21 protein-coding genes and 1 pseudogene are annotated in these 18,166 nt (G+C 72.2%); 14 read left to right on the forward strand and 8 right to left on the reverse strand.

Annotation, left to right across the window (positions count from 1 at the left end; all coding sequences use genetic code 11):
- The first annotated feature begins 52 nt into the window (after positions 1–52).
- Complete coding sequence (locus ABZ809_RS02460) at positions 53–1,093, forward strand: DUF4192 domain-containing protein (protein WP_357560526.1); 1,041 nt, start codon at positions 53–55, stop codon at positions 1,091–1,093.
- 30 nt (positions 1,094–1,123) lie between these two features.
- Here ABZ809_RS02460 and ABZ809_RS02465 read toward each other — a convergent pair whose 3' ends face one another.
- Entirely contained in the window at positions 1,124–2,290 is a 1,167-nt protein-coding gene (locus ABZ809_RS02465; RefSeq protein ID WP_357560527.1) for a serine hydrolase domain-containing protein, read from the reverse strand.
- A gap of 159 nt (positions 2,291–2,449) precedes the next feature.
- Here ABZ809_RS02465 and ABZ809_RS02470 point away from each other — a divergent pair, with 159 nt between their 5' ends.
- From ABZ809_RS02470 to ABZ809_RS02490, 5 genes are all read left to right on the forward strand, one after another.
- Positions 2,450–3,379: an ABC transporter ATP-binding protein gene (locus ABZ809_RS02470; RefSeq protein ID WP_357560528.1), complete on the forward strand. Its 930-nt coding sequence runs from the start codon at positions 2,450–2,452 to the stop codon at positions 3,377–3,379.
- 34 nt (positions 3,380–3,413) lie between these two features.
- Entirely contained in the window at positions 3,414–4,211 is a 798-nt protein-coding gene (locus ABZ809_RS02475; RefSeq protein ID WP_357560529.1) for an ABC transporter permease, read from the forward strand.
- Complete coding sequence (locus ABZ809_RS02480; RefSeq protein WP_357560530.1) at positions 4,208–4,768, forward strand: TetR/AcrR family transcriptional regulator; 561 nt, start codon at positions 4,208–4,210, stop codon at positions 4,766–4,768. The genes ABZ809_RS02475 and ABZ809_RS02480 overlap by 4 nt, the downstream gene beginning before the upstream one ends.
- A gap of 150 nt (positions 4,769–4,918) precedes the next feature.
- Positions 4,919–6,427, forward strand: a complete 1,509-nt coding sequence (locus ABZ809_RS02485) for a carboxylesterase family protein (protein ID WP_357560531.1) — start codon at positions 4,919–4,921, stop codon at positions 6,425–6,427.
- Between the two features lie 83 nt (positions 6,428–6,510).
- A complete protein-coding gene (locus tag ABZ809_RS02490) occupies positions 6,511–7,083 on the forward strand; it encodes a hypothetical protein (protein ID WP_357560532.1) in 573 nt (190 codons plus the stop codon).
- On the opposite strand, the gene ABZ809_RS02495 is transcribed toward ABZ809_RS02490, so the two are convergent.
- Complete coding sequence (locus tag ABZ809_RS02495) at positions 6,994–8,241, reverse strand: aminotransferase class I/II-fold pyridoxal phosphate-dependent enzyme (protein ID WP_357560533.1); 1,248 nt, start codon at positions 8,239–8,241, stop codon at positions 6,994–6,996. The genes ABZ809_RS02490 and ABZ809_RS02495 overlap by 90 nt on opposite strands.
- 56 nt (positions 8,242–8,297) lie before the next feature.
- On the opposite strand from ABZ809_RS02495, the pseudogene ABZ809_RS02500 reads away from it, so the two are divergent.
- Positions 8,298–8,489: pseudogene (locus ABZ809_RS02500) on the forward strand (GNAT family N-acetyltransferase); the annotation flags it as partial.
- A gap of 12 nt (positions 8,490–8,501) precedes the next feature.
- Here the strand turns inward: ABZ809_RS02500 and ABZ809_RS02505 are convergent.
- Positions 8,502–8,696: a DUF397 domain-containing protein gene (locus ABZ809_RS02505; protein ID WP_357560534.1), complete on the reverse strand. Its 195-nt coding sequence runs from the start codon at positions 8,694–8,696 to the stop codon at positions 8,502–8,504.
- On the reverse strand, positions 8,684–9,427 hold the full coding sequence (locus ABZ809_RS02510) for a helix-turn-helix transcriptional regulator (protein WP_357560535.1): 744 nt from the start codon (positions 9,425–9,427) through the stop codon (positions 8,684–8,686). The genes ABZ809_RS02505 and ABZ809_RS02510 overlap by 13 nt, the downstream gene beginning before the upstream one ends.
- 386 nt (positions 9,428–9,813) lie before the next feature.
- Here ABZ809_RS02510 and ABZ809_RS02515 point away from each other — a divergent pair, with 386 nt between their 5' ends.
- The 3 genes from ABZ809_RS02515 (at position 9,814) to ABZ809_RS02525 (ending at position 11,198) form a co-directional block, all read left to right on the forward strand.
- The gene (locus ABZ809_RS02515; protein ID WP_357560536.1) at positions 9,814–10,101 is read left to right on the forward strand and encodes a hypothetical protein; all 288 of its coding nucleotides are present in this window, start codon (positions 9,814–9,816) and stop codon (positions 10,099–10,101) included.
- Positions 10,098–10,346, forward strand: coding sequence for a flavin reductase (locus ABZ809_RS02520; protein ID WP_357560537.1), 249 nt, complete (start codon positions 10,098–10,100; stop codon positions 10,344–10,346). The genes ABZ809_RS02515 and ABZ809_RS02520 overlap by 4 nt, the downstream gene beginning before the upstream one ends.
- A 141-nt stretch (positions 10,347–10,487) precedes the next feature.
- The gene (locus ABZ809_RS02525) at positions 10,488–11,198 is read left to right on the forward strand and encodes a GAP family protein (RefSeq protein WP_357560538.1); all 711 of its coding nucleotides are present in this window, start codon (positions 10,488–10,490) and stop codon (positions 11,196–11,198) included.
- Here ABZ809_RS02525 and fdhD read toward each other — a convergent pair.
- Positions 11,188–12,042 carry a formate dehydrogenase accessory sulfurtransferase FdhD gene (fdhD, locus tag ABZ809_RS02530; RefSeq protein ID WP_357560539.1) on the reverse strand — a complete coding sequence of 285 codons (855 nt, stop codon included), beginning with the start codon at positions 12,040–12,042 and terminating at the stop codon, positions 11,188–11,190. The two genes, ABZ809_RS02525 and fdhD, sit on opposite strands and share 11 nt — an antisense overlap.
- 122 nt (positions 12,043–12,164) lie before the next feature.
- The gene (locus ABZ809_RS02535; RefSeq protein ID WP_357560540.1) at positions 12,165–12,419 is read right to left on the reverse strand and encodes a hypothetical protein; all 255 of its coding nucleotides are present in this window, start codon (positions 12,417–12,419) and stop codon (positions 12,165–12,167) included.
- Positions 12,420–12,525: 106 nt separating this feature from the next.
- On the opposite strand from ABZ809_RS02535, the gene ABZ809_RS02540 reads away from it, so the two are divergent.
- The 3 genes from ABZ809_RS02540 to ABZ809_RS02550 all read left to right on the forward strand — a co-directional run bounded on the left by ABZ809_RS02540 (position 12,526) and on the right by ABZ809_RS02550 (position 14,695).
- Positions 12,526–13,245 carry an NTP transferase domain-containing protein gene (locus ABZ809_RS02540; protein ID WP_357560817.1) on the forward strand — a complete coding sequence of 240 codons (720 nt, stop codon included), beginning with the start codon at positions 12,526–12,528 and terminating at the stop codon, positions 13,243–13,245.
- Positions 13,242–13,508 carry a DUF6457 domain-containing protein gene (locus tag ABZ809_RS02545; protein ID WP_357560541.1) on the forward strand — a complete coding sequence of 89 codons (267 nt, stop codon included), beginning with the start codon at positions 13,242–13,244 and terminating at the stop codon, positions 13,506–13,508. Before ABZ809_RS02540 ends, ABZ809_RS02545 begins: the two co-directional genes overlap by 4 nt.
- Positions 13,509–13,588: 80 nt before the next feature.
- On the forward strand, positions 13,589–14,695 hold the full coding sequence (locus ABZ809_RS02550) for a hypothetical protein (RefSeq protein ID WP_357560542.1): 1,107 nt from the start codon (positions 13,589–13,591) through the stop codon (positions 14,693–14,695).
- Positions 14,696–14,779: 84 nt separating this feature from the next.
- Here ABZ809_RS02550 and ABZ809_RS02555 read toward each other — a convergent pair whose 3' ends face one another.
- Both ABZ809_RS02555 and ABZ809_RS02560 read right to left on the reverse strand, forming a co-directional pair.
- On the reverse strand, positions 14,780–16,672 hold the full coding sequence (locus tag ABZ809_RS02555; protein ID WP_357560543.1) for a beta-propeller domain-containing protein: 1,893 nt from the start codon (positions 16,670–16,672) through the stop codon (positions 14,780–14,782).
- A 111-nt stretch (positions 16,673–16,783) separates the two neighbouring features.
- The gene (locus tag ABZ809_RS02560; RefSeq protein ID WP_357560544.1) at positions 16,784–17,242 is read right to left on the reverse strand and encodes an Lrp/AsnC family transcriptional regulator; all 459 of its coding nucleotides are present in this window, start codon (positions 17,240–17,242) and stop codon (positions 16,784–16,786) included.
- A 59-nt stretch (positions 17,243–17,301) separates the two neighbouring features.
- Between ABZ809_RS02560 and ddaH the strand changes: the two genes are divergently transcribed.
- The gene (gene ddaH, locus ABZ809_RS02565; protein ID WP_357560545.1) at positions 17,302–18,135 is read left to right on the forward strand and encodes a dimethylargininase; all 834 of its coding nucleotides are present in this window, start codon (positions 17,302–17,304) and stop codon (positions 18,133–18,135) included.
- Positions 18,136–18,166 lie beyond the last annotated feature (31 nt).

Below are 18,166 nucleotides of genomic sequence, written 5' to 3' on the forward strand. Positions count from 1 at the left end.
TGTCATCCACAGGGGTGACTGACAGTGTCGGCTGGATCGCAGGCTGTCAGTCATGTCTCCGCCCGACCGCCCCCGACTCGCCGTCCGTTCCCCCGCCGACCTCATCGCCGCCGTGCCCTACCTGCTCGGCTTCCACCCGACCCACAGCGTCGTCGTGGTGGCGATGCGGGGTCGCCAGATCACCTTCGCCGCCCGCGCCGACCTGCCCGACCTCACCGACCCGCGCGACCCCGCCGGCCATCTCGCGGGCGTCGTCGCCCGGCAGGACGCCGAGATCGCCACGGTGCTGGGCTACGGCCCGGCACACCTGGTCACCCCGGCGGTCGACGCCGTGCGCGCCGCGCTGGGCACCGCCGGCCTGGCCGTGCTCGACGCCCTCCGGGTCACCGACGGCCGCTACTGGTCCTACCTCTGCGTGGAACCGGAGTGCTGCCCGCCCGACGGCAAGCCCTACGACGTGGCCGCGAGCGAGGTCAGCGCGGCGGCCGTCTTCGCCGGCCAGGTCGCCCTGCCCGACCGGGCCGCGCTCGTCGCGCAGGTCGCCCCGGTGACCGGTCCGGCCCGATCGGCCGTACGCGAGGCCACCGCCCGCGCCGAGCGACGGCTGGCGGCACTGCTCGACCAGGTGCCGGCGGCCGACCCGGGTGGCGAGCGGCCGATCTGCTCGGCGGGGGCCGCCGCGCTCCGCGCCGCCCGGCGCAGGCACCGGCGGGCGCAGGTGCTCACCGACGACGAGGTGGCCTGGCTGAGCGTGCTATTGACCCGGGAGCCGGTACGCGACCACGCCTGGGCGCGCACCGACGGGCGGGACGCGGACATCGCGCTCTGGACCGACGTACTGCGCCGGGCCGAGCCGGAGCTGATCGCCGCGCCCGCCGCGCTGCTGGCGTTCGCGGCGTGGCGGGCCGGGCAGGGGGCGCTGGCGGCGGTGGCCCTGGAACGCGCCCTGGCCGAGCACCCCGGTCACTCGCTGGCGCTGCTCCTCGACGACCTGCTGCGCCGGGGCGTGCCGCCCGGGGAGCTGGACGGCTGGCCGGCGGTGGGGAGGCCCGGCGTGCTCCGCCGCAGGCGCCGCCGGCGTGATCCTCGCTGACCGGGCGGCGACCTGCCTGACGGAGCGTCGTCAGAGCATCCCGAGCGCGGCGCCGATGACGGCTTGAGCGGTACGGCTGAGCTCCTCACCCTTGGCGTCGGTCCCGGTGATCGAGTACTCCATCCGAAACCGGCCGTCGCGGGTGGACGCCACGCCGGTCAGGTAGCCGAACCGGGCACCCGTCTTGATCCACAGGAGTTCGCCGCCGGGCAGCGGAAACACGGTGAGCCCGGCGCTGTACGAGGCCGGACCACCGGAGACGTCGGGGACCGCGGGCAGGGTGAACATCTCGGCAAGCTGGGCCGGCGGCACGACCCGGCCGGCGAAGAGCGCGGTGACGAACGTGTCCAGGTCGGCGAGGCTGGAGATGACGTTGCCGGCGGCCGGGGTGAAGGTCTGGCTCCACGTCGTGACGTCCACCAGCTCGGTAACTCCGTCGCGTACGACGGCCTGGTATCCGCGTGCGTGCGGCCCGAGGATGCGCGGGTCGTCGCCGGGTGCGTACGTGTCCCGCAGGCGGAGCGGGCGGACGATCCGCCGGTCCAGCTCCTGCGCGTACGGGTGGCCGGTGACCTTTTCCACCAGCAGGCCGGCGACGATGTAGCCCATGTTGGTGTAGTGCTGCTTCGTCCCGGGTTCGAACTTCCGGGGGTTGCGCAGGCCGAGTCGCACGATCTGTTCCGGGTTCCAGCGGTCGTACCGGTGGGCGAGCTGCCACTCGATTCCGTCGGGCATGGTCGGGCTGGGGATGCCGTTGGTGTGGTCGAGCAGTTGGCGGACGGTGACGGTCGGATAGTCGGCGGGCAGCAGTCCGGGCAGGTGCCGCTGCACCGGATCGGCCAGGTGGATGCGGCCCTCGGCGACCAGTTGCAGCACCAGCGCGGCGGTGAAGACCTTGGTGGTGCTGCCGATCCGGAACCGTGCGTGCGGCGGCACGGGGGCCTGGCTGCGCAGGTCCCGGACGCCGGTGGCGCCGGTCCAGCAGCCGTCCGGGGTGATGATCCGGACCTGGGCGCTGGTGGCGTCGGAGTTGGGTAATCCGGCGATCGCCTGCCGGAGCGGGCCGGGGTCGAGGGTGCCGGGGTGGCAGTCGGCGGTGGAGTGGGCCGGCGGAGCGGCGATGACCGCGCCGGGGGCCACGACGGTCAGCACGGCGGTGAGCGCCGTCGCGACGAGGGCAGTATTCACGGTCTTCATGGCGTCGAGCCTGTCGTCCGGTGCCGGCCGGGGCATCGGGGAGATTCCCCTGGCGCACCCGGAACGGATGACCGGGGACAACCCGGTCATCCGTCGTAGCGGCGTGCCCCTAGAAGGTGCGGGTTGGCGACCCGACCGACCGGTAGGTAGGCTGAGGTCATGACCCCGAAGCCAGCAATCGCCGTCAGTGACCTGACGAAGTCCTACGGAACCCGCAACGCGCTGGATCGACTCTCGCTGTCGGTCGAGCGCGGCAGCCGCACGGTGGTCCTCGGGCACAACGGCGCGGGAAAGTCCACCCTCCTGGAGATCATCGCCACGCTACGCACCCCGACCTCCGGCACGGTGACGGTCGAGGGCCACGACACGGTCGCGCAGGCCCGCGAGGCGCGACGCCTGATCGGTCTGACCCCGCAGTCCAACGCCCTGGACCCACTCGCCACCCCGACCGAGGTTCTCGACTTCCAGGGCGTCGCGCTCGGGCTCGGTCGCCGGAACGCCACCCGCCGAACGCGGGAACTCCTCGACCTCTTCGGCCTCGCCGAACACCGCCGGACACGCGTCTCGAAGTTGTCCGGCGGAACCCGTCGTAAGGTCGACCTCGCCGTGGCCCTGGTCGCAGAACCCCCGGTCGTGATTCTCGACGAGCCGACGACCGGGCTCGACCCGCTCAGCCGCCTGGACTTCTGGCACGAGCTGAAGCGACTGAACCAGAACGGCAGGACCCTCCTCGTCTCGACGCAGGACCTCCACGAGGCGGACGTCCTCGCCACCGACGTCGTGGTGCTCCGCGACGGCGCGGTCGCCGCACAGGGCTCCCCCGCGTCACTGAAACGGCGCATCGGGGAGCGCACGCTCATTTTGGGGCTGGCGGACGCGGCCACCTCACAGGCGTTGCTCGCCTCCTCCCGTGCCTCGTTCCGGGCCGAGCCCGACGAGCCACGGACCGTACGCCTCGCTCTCTCCGACACCCCCGACGCGCTGAAGATCGCGCTCGACGACATCGGCCAGGTCGCGGGCGGCGTCGCGGAGTTCCGCCTGACCGAACCCTCGCTCGACGACGTCTTCGTCGCTCTCGCGGCCCGCTGACCTGAGCCCACCACCTTCCGTAGGGACACCGATCATGAGTCTTCTCACCGTCTCGCCCGCCCCCGCGCGCAGCGCCCCACTCCCCGTCACCCTCGCCGCGATGAGGCGCTCCACGCGAGCCGTCCTGCGCTCTCCGACCCTCCTGGTCACCCCGGTCGCGCAGTCGCTGTTCTTCCTGCTCATCTACTCGGGGCAGCTCAGCGCCGTCGGCAGCGGCTATCTCGCGGGTGGCAGCTTCGTCTCGTTCCTGCTCCCGCTGATCCTGCTCACCGGCGTCGCCACGGGCGCGGGCGCCGCGGGCACCCTGGTCCTCCAGGACGTCACCAGCGGTTACCTCGACCGACTCCGGCTGGCCCACGGCACAGCCACCCCGTTCCTCATCGGTGCCGTCTTCGCGGCGCTCGTGGCCGTCGCCATCCAACTGCTCGTCACCGTCGCCGGAGCCGCACTCATCGGGTACCGGCCGGAGAGTTGGGCGGGCATGACCGCGATGCTCCTCCTGATGCTCACGCTCGGCCTGGGCATCGCGCTGCTCAGCATCGCGGTCGCGATCCGGACGGCCTCGGCGTCGAGCACCAACCTCGTCACCCTCGCCGTGTTCGGGCTGTCGTTCTTCACCGGGGTGTTCGCTCCGGTGGACGAACTCGCCGGATGGATGCGTGCGATCGCGACCGTCAACCCGCTCACCTACGTGGTCGACGCCGCCCGCCAACTCGAAAGCGGTGCCACGCTCTCCGCCGCGCCGATCGCGTCCGTCGCCCTCGTTACGCTGGCCCTCGCCGGAATCGCCGCCTGCGCTCTGGCCCTGAACCACGCCCGGAGGAACCGATGACCCCCTCGGCGGACACCCGCTCGCAGATCGTGGCTGCCTTCGGCGAGCAGTTAGCCGCCGTTGGCTACCAGGGCGTGTCTCTCGTCGGGGTCGCCCGGACGGTCGGCATCCAGAAGCCGTCCATCTACCACCACTTCCCCGGCGGCAAGGAGGAGATCTATTCGGCCGTCGCGCTGAGGTTCATCGAACAACTCGGTGACCGCATGGCGGCGGCGATCGCGACCGAGGGGTCGACGGATGAGAAGCTGCGAGCGCTTGCCGTCGTATCGGCGGAGCACTCCACCAGCGCCATCTCCTTCGAGCAGCGAATCTACGACGCGCTCAACCTCGTCTCCGAGCAGACGAGAAACGACGTCTCGCAGCGGTACGTGAGCGGCCTCCTCGACCCGGTCGTCGCGCTCTTCGCCCGAGCGGTCGAGGCGGGAGACGTGGCGGGCGATCCCTGGTTCCTCATGAACGCCTTCCTCCATCTCACGCGCGCGGCCGACCTCATGAGCGAGCCCGGCGGGGCGGGCCAGATCGTCGCGCTGTTCCTCAACGGCGCCCGGCCCCGCTAGCGTCGGCGCGACGCCGCAGGTAGGTGGTTCAGCCATGCCGCGGCGCCGCTCTTCGTCGCCGTCGCGGCCGTCCGTCAGGTGTAGGTAGCTACACCCCCTTGGGCGGAGAGCTTCATTCCGACCACGGCTGTCGGATGACAGCGTGGTCACATGCGAATCCTGACGACCATCGTGATCGCCGCCGGGTTGCTGGCGCTGCCTGCGCCTGCGGCCGCCGATCCCGGCAAGGTGCGCACCGACGCCGGCTGGACGGCCGGCACCGTACGCGGTGACCACCGGCTCTTCCAGGGCATTCCCTACGCCGCCGCACCCGTCGGCGAGCTGCGCTGGCGTTCCCCGCAACCTGTCGAGCCATGGGCAGGCATCCGCGACGCGACACGACCCGGCAACCGGTGCGCTCAGACAGCTGACAACTGGGGCCTGCCAGCCAGCGACAGCGAGGACTGCCTCTACCTCAACGTGACCGCGCCGCGTGGCGCCTCACCCCGCAATCGCAAACCGGTGCTGGTCTGGCTGCACGGCGGCAGCCTGACGAAGGGCGCCGGCAGCGACTACGACGCCGTCCGCCTCGCCACGCGCGGCGACATCGTCGTGGTGACCGTCAACTACCGGCTGGGAATCTTCGGCTTCTTCGGCCACCCCGGGCTGCCCGACAGCGGTGCGTTCGGCGTGCAGGACCAGCAGGCGGCCCTGGGGTGGGTACGGCGCAACGCGACCGCGTTCGGCGGTGATCCGGGCAACGTCACGCTCGCCGGTGAGTCAGCGGGCTCGCACTCGGTATGCGCCCAACTCGCCGCTCCGGCCTCGGCCGGCCTGTTCCACCGCGCGATCACCCAGAGTTCCCCCTGCTGGAGCCAGGACGACCTGCCGGCGGTCCTGGGCGTGCCACTCTGGATCCCCGCCTCGGCTCATGAGGGACACGGGCAGCTCATCGCCGATGGACTCTCCTGCTCCGACGTCGCCTGCCTGCGGGGTAAGTCGACTCTGGAACTTCTCGCGCAGCCCGCACTGCCTTTCCCCGGATACGGCAACGCCGTGCTGCCGGAAGACCCGGCAGAGGTGTTCGCCGAGGGACGCTTCCACCGGGTGCCGATCCTGTCCGGCATCACCCGGGACGAGGGCACCATGTTCGCATCGATGGTGTTTCCCAGGCTCACCGCCGCACAGTACGTCGATGGCCTCACCCAGATCTTCGGGGAGCGGGCACCGGCTGTCCTGGCCGCCTATCCGCCCGGCGACGTGCCCACCCAGACCGCTGCCGCCGTGCTGAGCGACCTCGACTGGGCGAGGTCGGCGCGGGACACCGATCGGTTGCTGGCCAGGCACGTCCCGGTCTATTCCTACGAGTTCCTCGACCGGACGGCACCGCAGCTGTTCCCGTTCCCCGACGATCAGGTGGAGCCCATGGCATCGCACGGCTCGGAACTGTCGTTCCTCTTCGACCCGTCGTGGGAGTCCGCACCGCTCACCGACAAGCAGCGTCGACTCGGCGACCTGATGATCGGCTACTGGGCGCGATTCGCCGCCACGGGTAACCCCAACGGCCACGGTCTACCGGCGTGGCGGCAGCACCCGTACGTCCAGGGCCTGGACCTCGACAGGGTGGGCCACTTCGACCGGAGCGCCGCGCACCGGCTGACCTTCTGGGACGGCATCTGAGCCGTGGCGACACCACGGTGACAACGTCATCGGGTGCACCGCCGCGTCCTGGGCCAAGCCGGTGACAAGATACGGTCGGGATCATGACCCTCATCTTCGCCGACCTCGGCCTGCACCTGGGCGTCCTGGACGCCCTGCTGGACGACGCGATCGCTGCCGACGACCTCAAGGCGCTCATCGAGTCGACCGGGCCCGATGGCCCGGAGGACGGCTACCCGGGTCCAGGCCCGCGCCTGGAGGCGTCGCTAAAGCTGTTGCATGCCGTCGCGGTGCCGCCGGCCGAGGCTGCATCGATCACCGACTTGCAGTTCGACGGCGGCAGCGACATCTACATGCTGATCGAGCAGACCCTGGACATCGACACCGGCGGCGAGTCCGACGACTACAACGTGACGTCGCTGGAGGGCATCCACGCACTGTCCAGCCTGCGGTCCCTGGACCTGGACGGCCACGGCTACCGTCCGGGGCCGTTGGACCTGACCCCGCTGACCGGCCACCCGACCCTGTCGGAACTGGTACTGACCGGGAAGTGCACGGGAGCGGCGGCGCTGGAGTCGCTGCCTGCGCTACAGACCCTCGACGTCGGGCTGGCGCAGCTCGACGACCCCGATGTCCTGACCCGCTTGGAGGCCCGCGGAACGACGGTCCGCCGTTGACCGTGCCACCGCGTCGGTGATCCGGCGGATCGCCTCGGTGATCAGTTCAGGTGAGGTGGCCAGGTTGAGCCGTGCGTGTCCGGCGCCCCCGGTGCCGAAGATGGGGCCGGGGCTGAGGGCGACTCGTCCGCGTTCGAGGAAGACCGCTGCGGGGTCGTCACCCAGGTCGAGAGCGCGGCAGTCGAGCCAGGCGAGATAGGTGCCTTCGCCGGGCTGGTACCGGACCTGCGGCAGGTGTCGGTCGAGCAGGTCGGTGAGCAGCCGGCGGTTGTGGTCCAGGTCGGCCAGGAGCGCGTCGAGCCAGTCGGTCGCGTCCCGGAGCGCGGCGATGTGGGCGGTGACGCCGACGTGGCTCGGGCCTTCCTTGACCCACCAGGGGATGCGGGCGAGGTCGTCGACGGCGGCGGGGCCGGCGACGGCGAGGGCGGCCTTGAGCCCGGCGAGGTTCCAGGCCTTGGAGGCGGACAGCACCGAGAAGGCGTTCTCGGTGCCGGGCACGCTCAGGTACGGCACGAAGACCGCCCCGGCCAGCACGAGTGGCGCGTGGATCTCGTCGGCGACGACCCGTACCCCGTATCGGCCAGCCAGGGTGGCGACGGCAGCGAGTTCGTCTGCGGTGTGCACCGCGCCGGTCGGGTTGTGCGGGCTGCAGAGCAGGTAGGCGGGCCGGGGCCCGCGGGACGCGGCCCGCCGGAACGCGTCTTCCAGGGCGTCGAGGTCGAGCCGCCCGTCCACCCCGAGCGGGGCCTCCTCGATGGGCCGGCCGGTGTGTCCGACGAAGTCGTAGAAGGGGTGGTAGACCGGGCAGTTGATGACGACAGCGTCGGTGCGGTCGCAGACCAGGTCGAGGACTTCGAGGATTCCCTGCATGACATCGGGAACCATGGTGGTGCGTTCCACGGCGAGGCCGTCCCAGCCCCACCGCTTACGGGCGAAGTCGGCGAACGCCTCGGCATAGCCGGTCCCAGCGGGGTAGCCCGTATCGCCGCGACGTGCCGCGTCGGTGATCGCGTGCACGATCGGCTCGGCGAGCAGCACGTCCATCTCCGCGACGAACACCGGCAGCACGTCGCTCGGGTACCGCCGCCACTTCTCACTGGTCCGGGTCCGCAGTTGGTCGAGGGAGAGCTGACGCAACGGGCTCGCTTCGGAAGTCACGGCACCAAGGGTAGGCGCGTCGCACCCGGAAAGAATCCGGCCGCCGCACGTTCCGCAGCCTGGGTGCCGCATCCAGCCTGGTCAGTGCCGCTTTCGCGTACGCTGCGGAAGCCGGCGTCAGTGCGTTGCGGTTGTCGGTGTGGAAGTGGCGGTCCGGCGCGATCGCCCTCTACGAGCGGCTCGGATTCACCGTCACCGAGTCGTGGGACGAGCGGGACCAGTTGGTTTGTATGGAACGTCCCGTGTGATTGGGGGCGCGGTCAGGCCCGGGCGGCCACCTCAGCGAGGAAGGCACGCCATGCCGTTGGCGAGAAGGTGAGGGCCGGGCCGGCGGGGTCCTTCGAGTCGCGAACGGCGACGACACCGGGAAGATTGCCAGCGACCTCGACGCAAGCGCCACCGTTCGAACTGCTGCGCGTGCTCTTGCGCCACTGGGCGCGGGTCAGGTCAGCCATGATCGTGCTTCCAGGAAGTCGATGGTTTGGTCTCGCGGCAGCGCGACCGATCTCACGGTATCCCAAACGGCCCAGAGCGAGGCAACATCATTCGTGATGCGCCCGGCGGCTAGGTCGTCCAGGTAGCCGACCTCACCGTCAGGTGTGCTGGCGATGATGAAGGGTCCGGCCTGGCCGGCGTGCAGCCCAGCACGGAGGGGCAGCACATGGACCATGATGTTCGGACGCCGAGCAAGCTCAATCAAATGGTCCAGTTGCGAATGCATGATGTCTGGTTCTCCCCGTCGAAGCGCAGCCTCATCGATCACAAAGATCAGAAGGGGAGGCCGTGGGCGATCGAGCACGGCGGCTTGTCGGCGTAGCCGTGCGTCGACGTAAATACCTGCTTCGGCGTGCAACGGCCCGCTGGCCATGACGGCATGGGCATAAGCCTCGGTTTGCAGTAGACCGGGAAGCACCACCGACTCGAACCATCGGAGTCCTGATGCCTCGCGCTCGATCTCCGTCCACGGTCTGAACCAGGGTGGCTCGCGGCGCTTCAGCGCGTCGGGCCACAGTTCCTCTATGTCCTTGTTCAGAATTTCGGCGACCCGGGCACGGTGGCGGGTCTGCGGGGTTCGTCCCTGGCTGACCCAGCGTGCTGCCGTCTTCGGATCGACACCTATCTGAGCTGCGAGGCTCTCTGCGGTCTCGCCTGCCTTCGCCATGGCCACCTGGACAGCCCTGTTCATCCCTGCTCCCCACCTCAACGTCCTTTATGACCCGAGTACAGATTGCTACGCGGTGTTATTGGTCGGCAACCCTGGGCAGTGTCTCTGTGGACGGCGCGAGCCGGTGGTGGCACCCGAGGCCCGCCAAGTCGCGTCGACGGAGGGGGCCGCCGCTGGGCGAGCATCCGTGGCGGCCCCCTCGTCCACGACGGACAGAGGGGAAAGACATTGCCGGACCGCCAGCCGCCGAAGCCGGACCCGAAACCCGCACCGCCGATGACGCCGCCGGCCCGACCGGTCGTGCCGGGGCCGATCGGCCCGTTCGTCCCGCCGTACCGGGGCCCCGGCCGGATCCACCTCAGCCCGGCGTCCCCCTGGACCGCCGGTCGCGACCCGGGGACGGCCCGGTGAGCCTGCGGCAGATCACGTCCGGCGACGTGCTCTACCTGGCCCGGTCCGCGAGCCCGCAGTTCGTCCGCCCGATCACCGTCCGCGTGATCCGCGTGCTGACCGACTGGCACACGTACCACGGTTGGTGCTGGATCGATGCCTACGAGCTGGACCGGCGCGGCGACGCCGTGGCCCGGCGCTCGTTGTACGTCCGCTGCGCGGGGGTGCGCTGGCGCACGACGCCTCCGGTCCCGGCGGCCCCGGCCCGCCGCCGGCCGACCACTCGCCGGCAGGTGCCGGTGTGAGCCGGCAGCGGGAGCACGTGCCGACCCGGCCCACCTGGCGGTGTGCCGTGTGCGGCATCGCCTGGCCGTGTTCGCCGGCGAAGCTGCGGTTGCTGGGCGAGTACCGGGAGAACCGTCCCGGCCTGCTGGTTCACCTGGCGACCCTTCAGGCCGAGGCGGGTGAGCAGCTCGCCGCGCTGGACCAGGCACCGCCGCCGGGTGAGTTGGCCGACCGCTTCATCGGTTGGGCGCGGGTCCGCGGCTGACCCGGGCGCGGGCGTGCGGATGACCATGGCGTCCGGGGCTGTCCGTCAAAGGATGTAGCGCACGTTCGTTCCGTGGGCCGAGTTCACCGGCGCGGCGTCGGCGGAGAATCATGAGGTGCCCCTGATCCCTGGATGCCCCGCATGAGCGTCGGTCTGCTGCTGTCGCTTGCCGGCCTCGCCCTGGTCGACAGCACGAGCATCGGCACGCTCTTCATCCCGATCTGGCTGCTGCTCGCGCCCGGCACGATCAACGCCCGCCGGATCCTCGTCTATCTCGGCACGATCGCCGTCTTCTACTTCGCCGTCGGGCTGGTGCTGGCGCTGGGCGGCAGCCGGCTGGCCGACGTGCTCGGCGGGGCGATGGACAATCGCCCGGTGCTCTGGGCGCAGCTCGCCCTCGGGGTCGGGTTGTTCGCGCTCAGCTTCCGCTACGACAGCAAACGGCGCCCGCGCAGCGGTGGCGTACTGCGCTGGCGGGACCGGGTCACCTCCGGGGACTCCTCGACGCGGTGGCTGGTCGGGTTGGCGTTGCTCGCCGCGCTCGCGGAGGTGGCGACGATGCTGCCGTACCTCGGCGCGGTCGGCCTGCTGACCACCTCGGGGCTCGGCGTGGCGGAGATCGTGGGGCTGCTGGGCGGCTACTGCCTGGTCATGGTGCTGCCGGCGGTGCTGCTGCTGGCGGCCCGGTTGGCGGTGCCGAGGCTGATCGAGCCGGTGCTGGCCAGGCTCAACGCCTGGATCATGCGGACCTCCGGCAGCATGCTCGGCTGGATCCTCGGCATCGCCGGCTTCCTGCTGGCCCGGGACGCCGCATTGCGGTTGGAGCTGTTCGGCAAGTGGGTCACGTCGTGATCCGCTCGGGGCGGGTGTAGACGTTCATCGCGTTGTCGCGCAGGAAGCCGACCAGGGTCAGCCCGGCCTCCTCGGCCAGCTCCGCCGCCAGGGTGCTCGGCGCGGAGACCGCCGCCAGCAGCGGTACCCCCGCCATCCACGCCTTCTGGGTCAGCTCGAAGCTCGCCCGCCCGGAGACCAGCAGGACGTGCCCGGCCAGCGGCAGCCGTCGCTCGCGGACCGCCCAGCCGATCACCTTGTCGACGGCGTTGTGCCGGCCGACGTCCTCGCGCAGCACCACCAGGTCGCCGTCGGCGGTGAACAGGCCCGCCGCGTGCAGCCCGCCCGTGCGGTCGAAGCCGCGCTGGGCCGCGCGCAGCCGCTGCGGCAGCGCGGTCAGCACCGCCGCCGGCAGGGTCAGCGGGTCGTCGCCCACCGCGAAGACCGATCGGGTACGCACCGCGTCGATGCTCGCCTTGCCGCACACCCCGCAGGAGCTGGTCGTGTAGAAGTTCCGGGCCGGGTCGACGGCGGGCTCGGGCACGCCGGGCGACAACACCACGTCCACCACGTTGTACGTGTTGGGCGTCTCCGCCCCGGCGCAGAGCTGGGCGGTGCGCACGTCGTCGGCGGACCGGATCAGCCCTTCGGTGAGCAGGAACCCGATGGCCAGGTCGAGATCGTCGCCGGGCGTACGCATGGTGACCGCGAGCGGCCGTCGCCGGCCGGGACCGGCCGCGCCGACCCGGATCTCCAGCGGCTCCTCCACCGCGAGGCTGTCCTGCCGGCGTACGGAGGTGCGGCCGGTGGCCGCCGCGTCGAGGTCGATGCGGAGCACGCCGCGTCGGTCAGTGGCCCGTCCCATCCCGCCATCCTGCACCCCGTGCCGGGGTCGGCGTGACTGGGCAACCACAAGGGTCGCCCCGGCACCCCCCGTACGGGAGCCGGGGCGACCCGGGTGGCACTAGCTGTGCGGGTGGACCGGAATCACCGGGTGAAGACGGTGAACTTCCAACCGCGCGCGATCCCGCCGTTCCAGAAGTAGAACTGGTAGCACGGGCCGGGCGACGTCCACGAGGTGACGTACGCCGGCCGGGCCGCGTTGCAGGCCGTGCTGGTCGCGTAGGTCGGGCTGTCGTAGTCCGCGTAGGCGGGGGTGGCCGTGCCGAGCACCACACCGCCGGCCACGGCGGTGGCGGCGATCAGGCCACGTACGCGAGGACGGCTCAGGAACTTCGCCATCGTTACTCCTTCTCCGCCGCTCGGTCCGTCGAGAACCGGGGGACGCTGTATGCCCCGGGCTGAGGGAATTCTTCTCCGTCGACCTGCCCAAGGTCATGTCCCACTTCTGTGTCAGCCATTGCGCAGACCGGCGGCGCGGTGCGGCTACCGTGGCCGGGTGGACGCGTACGCGGCGGTGGTGCTGGCCGGGGGGGCCGCGCGCCGGATGGGGGGCGTGGACAAGCCGGCCCGGCCGGTCGGCGGCCGGCCGATGCGGGACCGGGTGCTGGCCGCCGTCGCCGACGCCGCGCCGCGCGTCCTGGTCGGCCCGCCCGGGCCGGTGCCCACCGGGGTGCGGGTGACCCGGGAGGAGCCGCCGGGCGGCGGGCCCGTCGCCGCCGTGGCGGCCGGGCTGGCCCTGCTCGACTCCGTCGCCGCCGAGGACGCCGACCTCGCCGGCGTCGCGCCACCGGCCCCCGGCCCGCCGCTGGTCGCCGTGCTCGCCGCCGACCTGCCCCTGCTCACCCGCGCGGCGGTCGGAGAACTGCTCGGCCACCTCGACGCCGGTCACGACGGGGCCTGTTACGTCGACGACGACGGGCGGCGGCAGACCCTGTGCGGCGTGTGGCGGGTGGCCCCGCTGCGGGCCGCCCTGGACCGCCTGGCCGCCGAGCGCGCCACGAGGCACCCCGACGGGTCCGTCCCGCCGCTGGCCGGGGCGCCGATCCGGGCGCTGCTCGCCGGGCTGCGGGTGCGCGAGGTGCCGTGGTCCGGTGGTGGCCCGCCGCCCTGGTTCGACTGCGACACTGACGAGGACGTACGCCGGGCGGAGGAGTGGACGCGATGACGGTGATGGACGACTGGCTGACGGCGGCCTGCGCCGAACTCGACCTGGACCCCGCCCAGGTGCCGGTGCCGGCCGTGCTCGACCTGGCCAAGGACGTGGCGCACCAGGTGCTGCGGCCGGGTGCGCCCGTCACCGCGTACCTCCTCGGGCTGGCGGTCGGGCGGGGGGCGGACCCGGCCGGCGCGGCGGCCCGGCTCAGCGCGCTGGCCGCCGCCTGGCCCGTCGAACTCGGCGCCGAACGCCCCGGGGGCACACCCGCCTGATCTCCGGTGTCCGATCACGGTCGGGCTGATTCGTCTTCCCGTCTCCGTGGGTAGGGTGGCCTGGACGGACGGAGGCGATCATGACGGCAGACCACCCCTCGGCGCCGAGCGGCGACTCGCCCGGCAACCTGCCGGCGCACCACGAGCCGATCCTGCTCGACGAGCCCAGCACGGCCGACCTGCGGGCCAAGGTCACCCAGGCCTGGCGGGAGTTCGCGCGGGCGCTGGCCGAGCGGTTGGCGGCGCTGCCCACGGGGACGCACGTCGAGTTGACGCTCGACCCCACCGCCTCCGGCACCGGTGACGCGGTCTACTCGATAAGCGTCGACATCGGCGCGGACGGCAGGCTGGCCGCCCGCGCGGTCGGCAACGCCACCCTGCCGCAGGGCTACCGGCTGGACCGGGCCGCGGTGGCGGACATGATCGCGCTCGGCTGGTCCCCGCCCGGCGTGGTGGAGGGCTCCGGCGAGCACTTCGGGCTGGACGGCGCCACGGCCGACGCGACCCGGCTGGCGGCCCTGCTCACCCGGACGCTGCGCGACGTCTACGGTGCCCCGCACCCCGCCTTCCTCGTCTACCTGATCCACGACGCCGAGGGGGAGCCGCTGCCGGTGGAGCCGCTGGGCACCGCCCGCAGCGAGTTCGGCCCGGACCGCAACGTCGAGGCCGACCTGGACGAGGCGCTCGCGGCGGCGGCCGCTGCCCAGGAACCGGGCAGCGACGTGGCGGCGCTCGCCGAGCAGGTCCGCACCGTCGTCTCGACCATGCTCAAGTCCGACTCGGACCGGCTGCAGGTCGACTCCGACGGCGACATCAACATCCGCGCCGGCTCGGCGATGGTCTTCGTCCGGGTGCGCGACAACCCGCCGCTGGTGGACGTCTTCTCTCCGGTGCTGACCGAGGTCGAGCCGACCGAACGGCTCTACGTGAAGCTCTCCGAGCTGACCAACCGGATGCCGATCGGCCGGCTCTACTGCGCCGACGACACCGTGTGGGCGTCGATCCCGGTCTTCGGCCGCAACTTCCAGGCCACCCACCTCATGCTCGCCGTCCAGGTGATGACCGGGCTCGCGGACGAGCTGGACGACCGCCTGCACGGCGAGTTCGGTGGGAAGCGGTTCTTCGGCGAGGGGGACAGCCCGGTCAAGCGGGACCGGGACGAGCACCGCACCGGCATGTACCTCTGAGCCACGCCACACCCCGTCCCAGGTGGTGACGGGTGGGGCCCGGAAACCCCGAGAAACCGGGCCCCACCCGCCGGGGAGGGAGGATCAGGTCGTCGGGAGCCAGTCGAGGCTCCGTGCGCTGGCCGGGTCGGTGGCCCGCAGCCCGGCGTCGGAGACGGTCCAGAGCACGTCGCCGACCAGCAACGACCGGAGGACCCGGCCCGTGGGGCCGGCGTGCGACACCGTGCCGACCTCGCCGATGTCGGTCCCGGACACCCGCAGCAGGCGTACGTCCCTGTTGACCGGCAAAGCGACCAGGCCGGTCTCCGGGTGGTGCAGGAAGGCGTGCGGGTCGGACTCCGACGTGGAGTAGGCCTTCGGCACGTGCCACTGGTCGAGCCGGATCGGGCGGGCCGGGTCGCGGACGTCGAACAGCGAGACCTGGAGCCCTTGGGTCCACCCCCGTCGGTCGGCCTCCTGGCCCACACCGAGCAGCCGGCCGTCCGGCAGCGGGTGCAGGTACGCCGAGTAGCCGGTGATCTTCAGCTCGCCGGTGACCCGGGGCGCGGCCGGGTCGGTCAGGTCGACCGTGTACAGCGGGTCGGTCTGCCGGAACGTGACCACGTACGCGGAGCCGCCGAGGAAGCGTACGGAGTAGATCCGCTCGCCGGGCCCGAGGCCGGTGACCGCGCCCGTCCGGACCATCCGGTTCCCGTCGGGGCGCAGCACGTACACGGCGGACTGCGACTTCTGGCGGGTGCTCCAGGTGTCGCCGGTGGTGGTGGCGACCCGCAGGTGCCCCTGCCACTCGGAGAGGGCGTACTGGTTGACGAGCGTCCCGGGCACGGTGCCGGTGGCCACGTAGCGCGGCCGTCCGGGTGAGCGGGTGTCGAACTGGTGGATCTCGGTGACCTGTTCACCCCCCACCCGCCAGCCCACGCGCGGTGTGCCCGGTCGGGCCGACGTCGGCCGCTGCCCGGCGAGGTAGAGGCTGGTCCCGGTGCCGTAGACGGTGCTGGCGTCGGCGGCCACGCTGGCCGGGTCGCCGTCACCGAGCCGGTCACCGGTCAGGTCGAAACTCAGCACGGTCAGCATCGACGAGCCGGACCAGACGGGCGGCCGGCTCAGCCGGTCGCAGCCGACCCGGCCGACGTGCCGTTCCGCCCCCGCCGTCCACTCGTACGCCGGCAGCCACGCCTCCACCCCGGCCCTGGCGATCACCGCCCGGTTCGCGGCGGTCCGGGTCGCCTCGTTGCTCCGTTGCTTGTGCGGGAAGGCCAGCTTGGGTCGGGTGCGGACCACCACGCGGGCGGTGGATCCGGTCTGCCGGGCGTCGACGAGGCTGCCGTCCATCTGGTAGGTGCCGAGCACCTTCGGCGGGCCCGCGAGGTCGACCAGGATCAGGCGCGGCGCGTGCCGGAGGAACGACGCCCGGCGGCCCGCCAGCCCCCGGTCGACGCTCATGCCCGTCTCGGCGAGCACCAGCGCCCGGTCGCCGTGCAGTAGCAGGGTCGCCTGTCGCGTCCACTCCAGCTCCGGCAGCGTCCGGGTGAGGACGAGGCGGCCGGTCTCCCGCCGGGCGGCCGGGTCCACCACCCGCAGCGTGCCGTCGGTGACGGTCACGATCCGGCGCCCGTCGGTCTTGACCAGGTCCGGCTCGTCCGCGCCGGGCTCGTGCACGTTCGTCGTCGAGTGCTCCGGAGCGGCCTGGGCGGCGGCCGTCCGCGCGCCAGACAGGGCCTCGGCCTTCAGGGCACCGTCCCAGCCGCCGTCGAGGCCCCACGGGCCGACGGACGCGCTGGCGGCGGCGCGAAGCCCGGCCAGCGCCTCGGCGCAGGAGTCGTAGGAGACCAGCACGGGCGCGGCCGCCGGCTGGCCCGGCGGCGGTTCGGCTGGCGTCGAGGTCGGATCGGCCGGCACCGGCGGGAGGGCGCTGCCGCCGAGCAGGGTGAGCGCGGCCAGCGTGCCGGCCGCGAAAAGGTGGGCTCCCCGTGTCATGGCCGGTTCGACGCGCCCCGCGGGCGCCCGGTTCCGACCCCGGCCTCATCTTCCGCGTTCTTTCCGCCGTGCCGCTCCGGCTGGCGTGCCGCCTGCCGGTCGCCGGGACGGTCAGGCGGGGGCGGGGCCGACGCCGGGGGATTCGACCAGGCGGGACAGCACGATGGTGCTCCGGGTCGAGGTCACGAAGGGCTCGGCCCGCAGCCGTTCCAGCGCCGCCTCCAGGTGCGCGATGTCGGCGGCCCGCAGGTGCACGAGCGCGTCGGCCTCGCCCGAGACGGTGTACGCGCCGACCACCTCGGGGTGGCGACGGGTGGCCACCCCGATCTGCGCCGGGGTCGTCCGACCGGCACAGAACAGCTCGACGAACGCCTCGGTGGTCCAGCCGACGGCGGCCGGGTCGACGACGGCCGTGAAGCCCCGGATCACGCCAGCCGCCCGCAGCCGGTCGACCCGTCGTTTGACCGCTGGAGCGGAGAGTGACACGCGCTGCCCGATGTCGGCGTACGAGGCGCGGGCGTCAGCGACAAGCAGCGCAATGATTCGCTGGTCTACGGCATCTATCTGCAACGTTCCGCCTTCGGGAAGCAACGCTTGTGGCTGTTACGAAAGTTCGAGGGTACCTACCCTTGGTCACCGTGAACCAGCAACGAGTCCCGCGAAAGCGGACATATCTCATGTGCTCGCCCGAGCACTTCGCGGTCGAGTACGCGATCAACCCGTGGATGGACGTGACCACCCCGGTCGACTCGGAGCTCGCGGTCAAGCAGTGGGACCGGCTGCGGGAGGCCCTGGTCGGCCTCGGTCACGAGGTGCACCTGCTGACTCCCGAACGGGGCCTGCCCGACATGGTCTACGCGGCCAACGGCGGGTTCGTCGTCGACGGCACGGTCTACGGCGCGCAGTTCAAGCACGAGCAGCGGGCCGCCGAGGCCGCCGCGCACCGGGCCTTCTACGAGTCGCAGGGCTGGCGGTTCATCGCGCCGATCGAGACCAACGAGGGCGAGGGCGACTTCGCGTACCTGCCGGAGGCGCACGGCGGGCTCATCCTCGCCGGGCACGGCTTCCGTACCGAGCTGCCCGCGCACGCCGAGGCACAGGAGGCGCTCGGCCGGCCCGTGGTGTCGCTGCGCCTGGTCGACCCGCGCTTCTACCACCTGGACGTCGCGCTCGCCTCGATCGACGACGGGAACGTCGTCTACTACCCGGGCGCCTTCTCCGCCGCCAGCCAGCGGGTGCTCACCCAGCTCTTCCCCGACGCCGTGGTCGCCGACGCGGAGGACGCCCTGACCTTCGGCCTGAACCTGGTCAGCGACGGGCTCAACGTCGTGCTGAACAGCGAGGCGACCCGGCTGGCCGGGAAGCTGAAGGCGGCCGGCTACCACCCGGTCCCCGTCGAGCTGGCCGAGCTGAAGAAGGGCGGCGGCAGCGTGAAGTGCTGCGTCGCCGAGCTGCGCCACTGAGCGTACGACGAAGGGGTCGGCCGCCCGCGAC

Origin of the sequence: Micromonospora sp. NPDC047074, from assembly GCF_040643815.1 — a bacterium.
GTDB lineage: Bacteria > Actinomycetota > Actinomycetes > Mycobacteriales > Micromonosporaceae > Micromonospora.

Excerpts from the sequence above, each read along its gene's own strand:
- ABZ809_RS02460 (WP_357560526.1), top strand. The coding sequence starts at position 53 with ATGTCTCCGCCCGACCGCCCCCGACTCGCCGTCCGTTCCCCCGCCGAC.
- ABZ809_RS02465 (WP_357560527.1), bottom strand. The coding sequence starts at position 2,290 with ATGAAGACCGTGAATACTGCCCTCGTCGCGACGGCGCTCACCGCCGTG.
- ABZ809_RS02470 (WP_357560528.1), top strand. The coding sequence starts at position 2,450 with ATGACCCCGAAGCCAGCAATCGCCGTCAGTGACCTGACGAAGTCCTAC.
- ABZ809_RS02475 (WP_357560529.1), top strand. The coding sequence starts at position 3,414 with ATGAGTCTTCTCACCGTCTCGCCCGCCCCCGCGCGCAGCGCCCCACTC.
- ABZ809_RS02480 (WP_357560530.1), top strand. The coding sequence starts at position 4,208 with ATGACCCCCTCGGCGGACACCCGCTCGCAGATCGTGGCTGCCTTCGGC.
- ABZ809_RS02485 (WP_357560531.1), top strand. The coding sequence starts at position 4,919 with ATGCGAATCCTGACGACCATCGTGATCGCCGCCGGGTTGCTGGCGCTG.
- ABZ809_RS02490 (WP_357560532.1), top strand. The coding sequence starts at position 6,511 with ATGACCCTCATCTTCGCCGACCTCGGCCTGCACCTGGGCGTCCTGGAC.
- ABZ809_RS02505 (WP_357560534.1), bottom strand. The coding sequence starts at position 8,696 with ATGGCTGACCTGACCCGCGCCCAGTGGCGCAAGAGCACGCGCAGCAGT.
- ABZ809_RS02510 (WP_357560535.1), bottom strand. The coding sequence starts at position 9,427 with ATGAACAGGGCTGTCCAGGTGGCCATGGCGAAGGCAGGCGAGACCGCA.
- ABZ809_RS02525 (WP_357560538.1), top strand. The coding sequence starts at position 10,488 with ATGAGCGTCGGTCTGCTGCTGTCGCTTGCCGGCCTCGCCCTGGTCGAC.
- fdhD (WP_357560539.1), bottom strand. The coding sequence starts at position 12,042 with ATGGGACGGGCCACTGACCGACGCGGCGTGCTCCGCATCGACCTCGAC.
- ABZ809_RS02535 (WP_357560540.1), bottom strand. The coding sequence starts at position 12,419 with ATGGCGAAGTTCCTGAGCCGTCCTCGCGTACGTGGCCTGATCGCCGCC.
- ABZ809_RS02545 (WP_357560541.1), top strand. The coding sequence starts at position 13,242 with ATGACGGTGATGGACGACTGGCTGACGGCGGCCTGCGCCGAACTCGAC.
- ABZ809_RS02550 (WP_357560542.1), top strand. The coding sequence starts at position 13,589 with ATGACGGCAGACCACCCCTCGGCGCCGAGCGGCGACTCGCCCGGCAAC.
- ABZ809_RS02555 (WP_357560543.1), bottom strand. The coding sequence starts at position 16,672 with ATGACACGGGGAGCCCACCTTTTCGCGGCCGGCACGCTGGCCGCGCTC.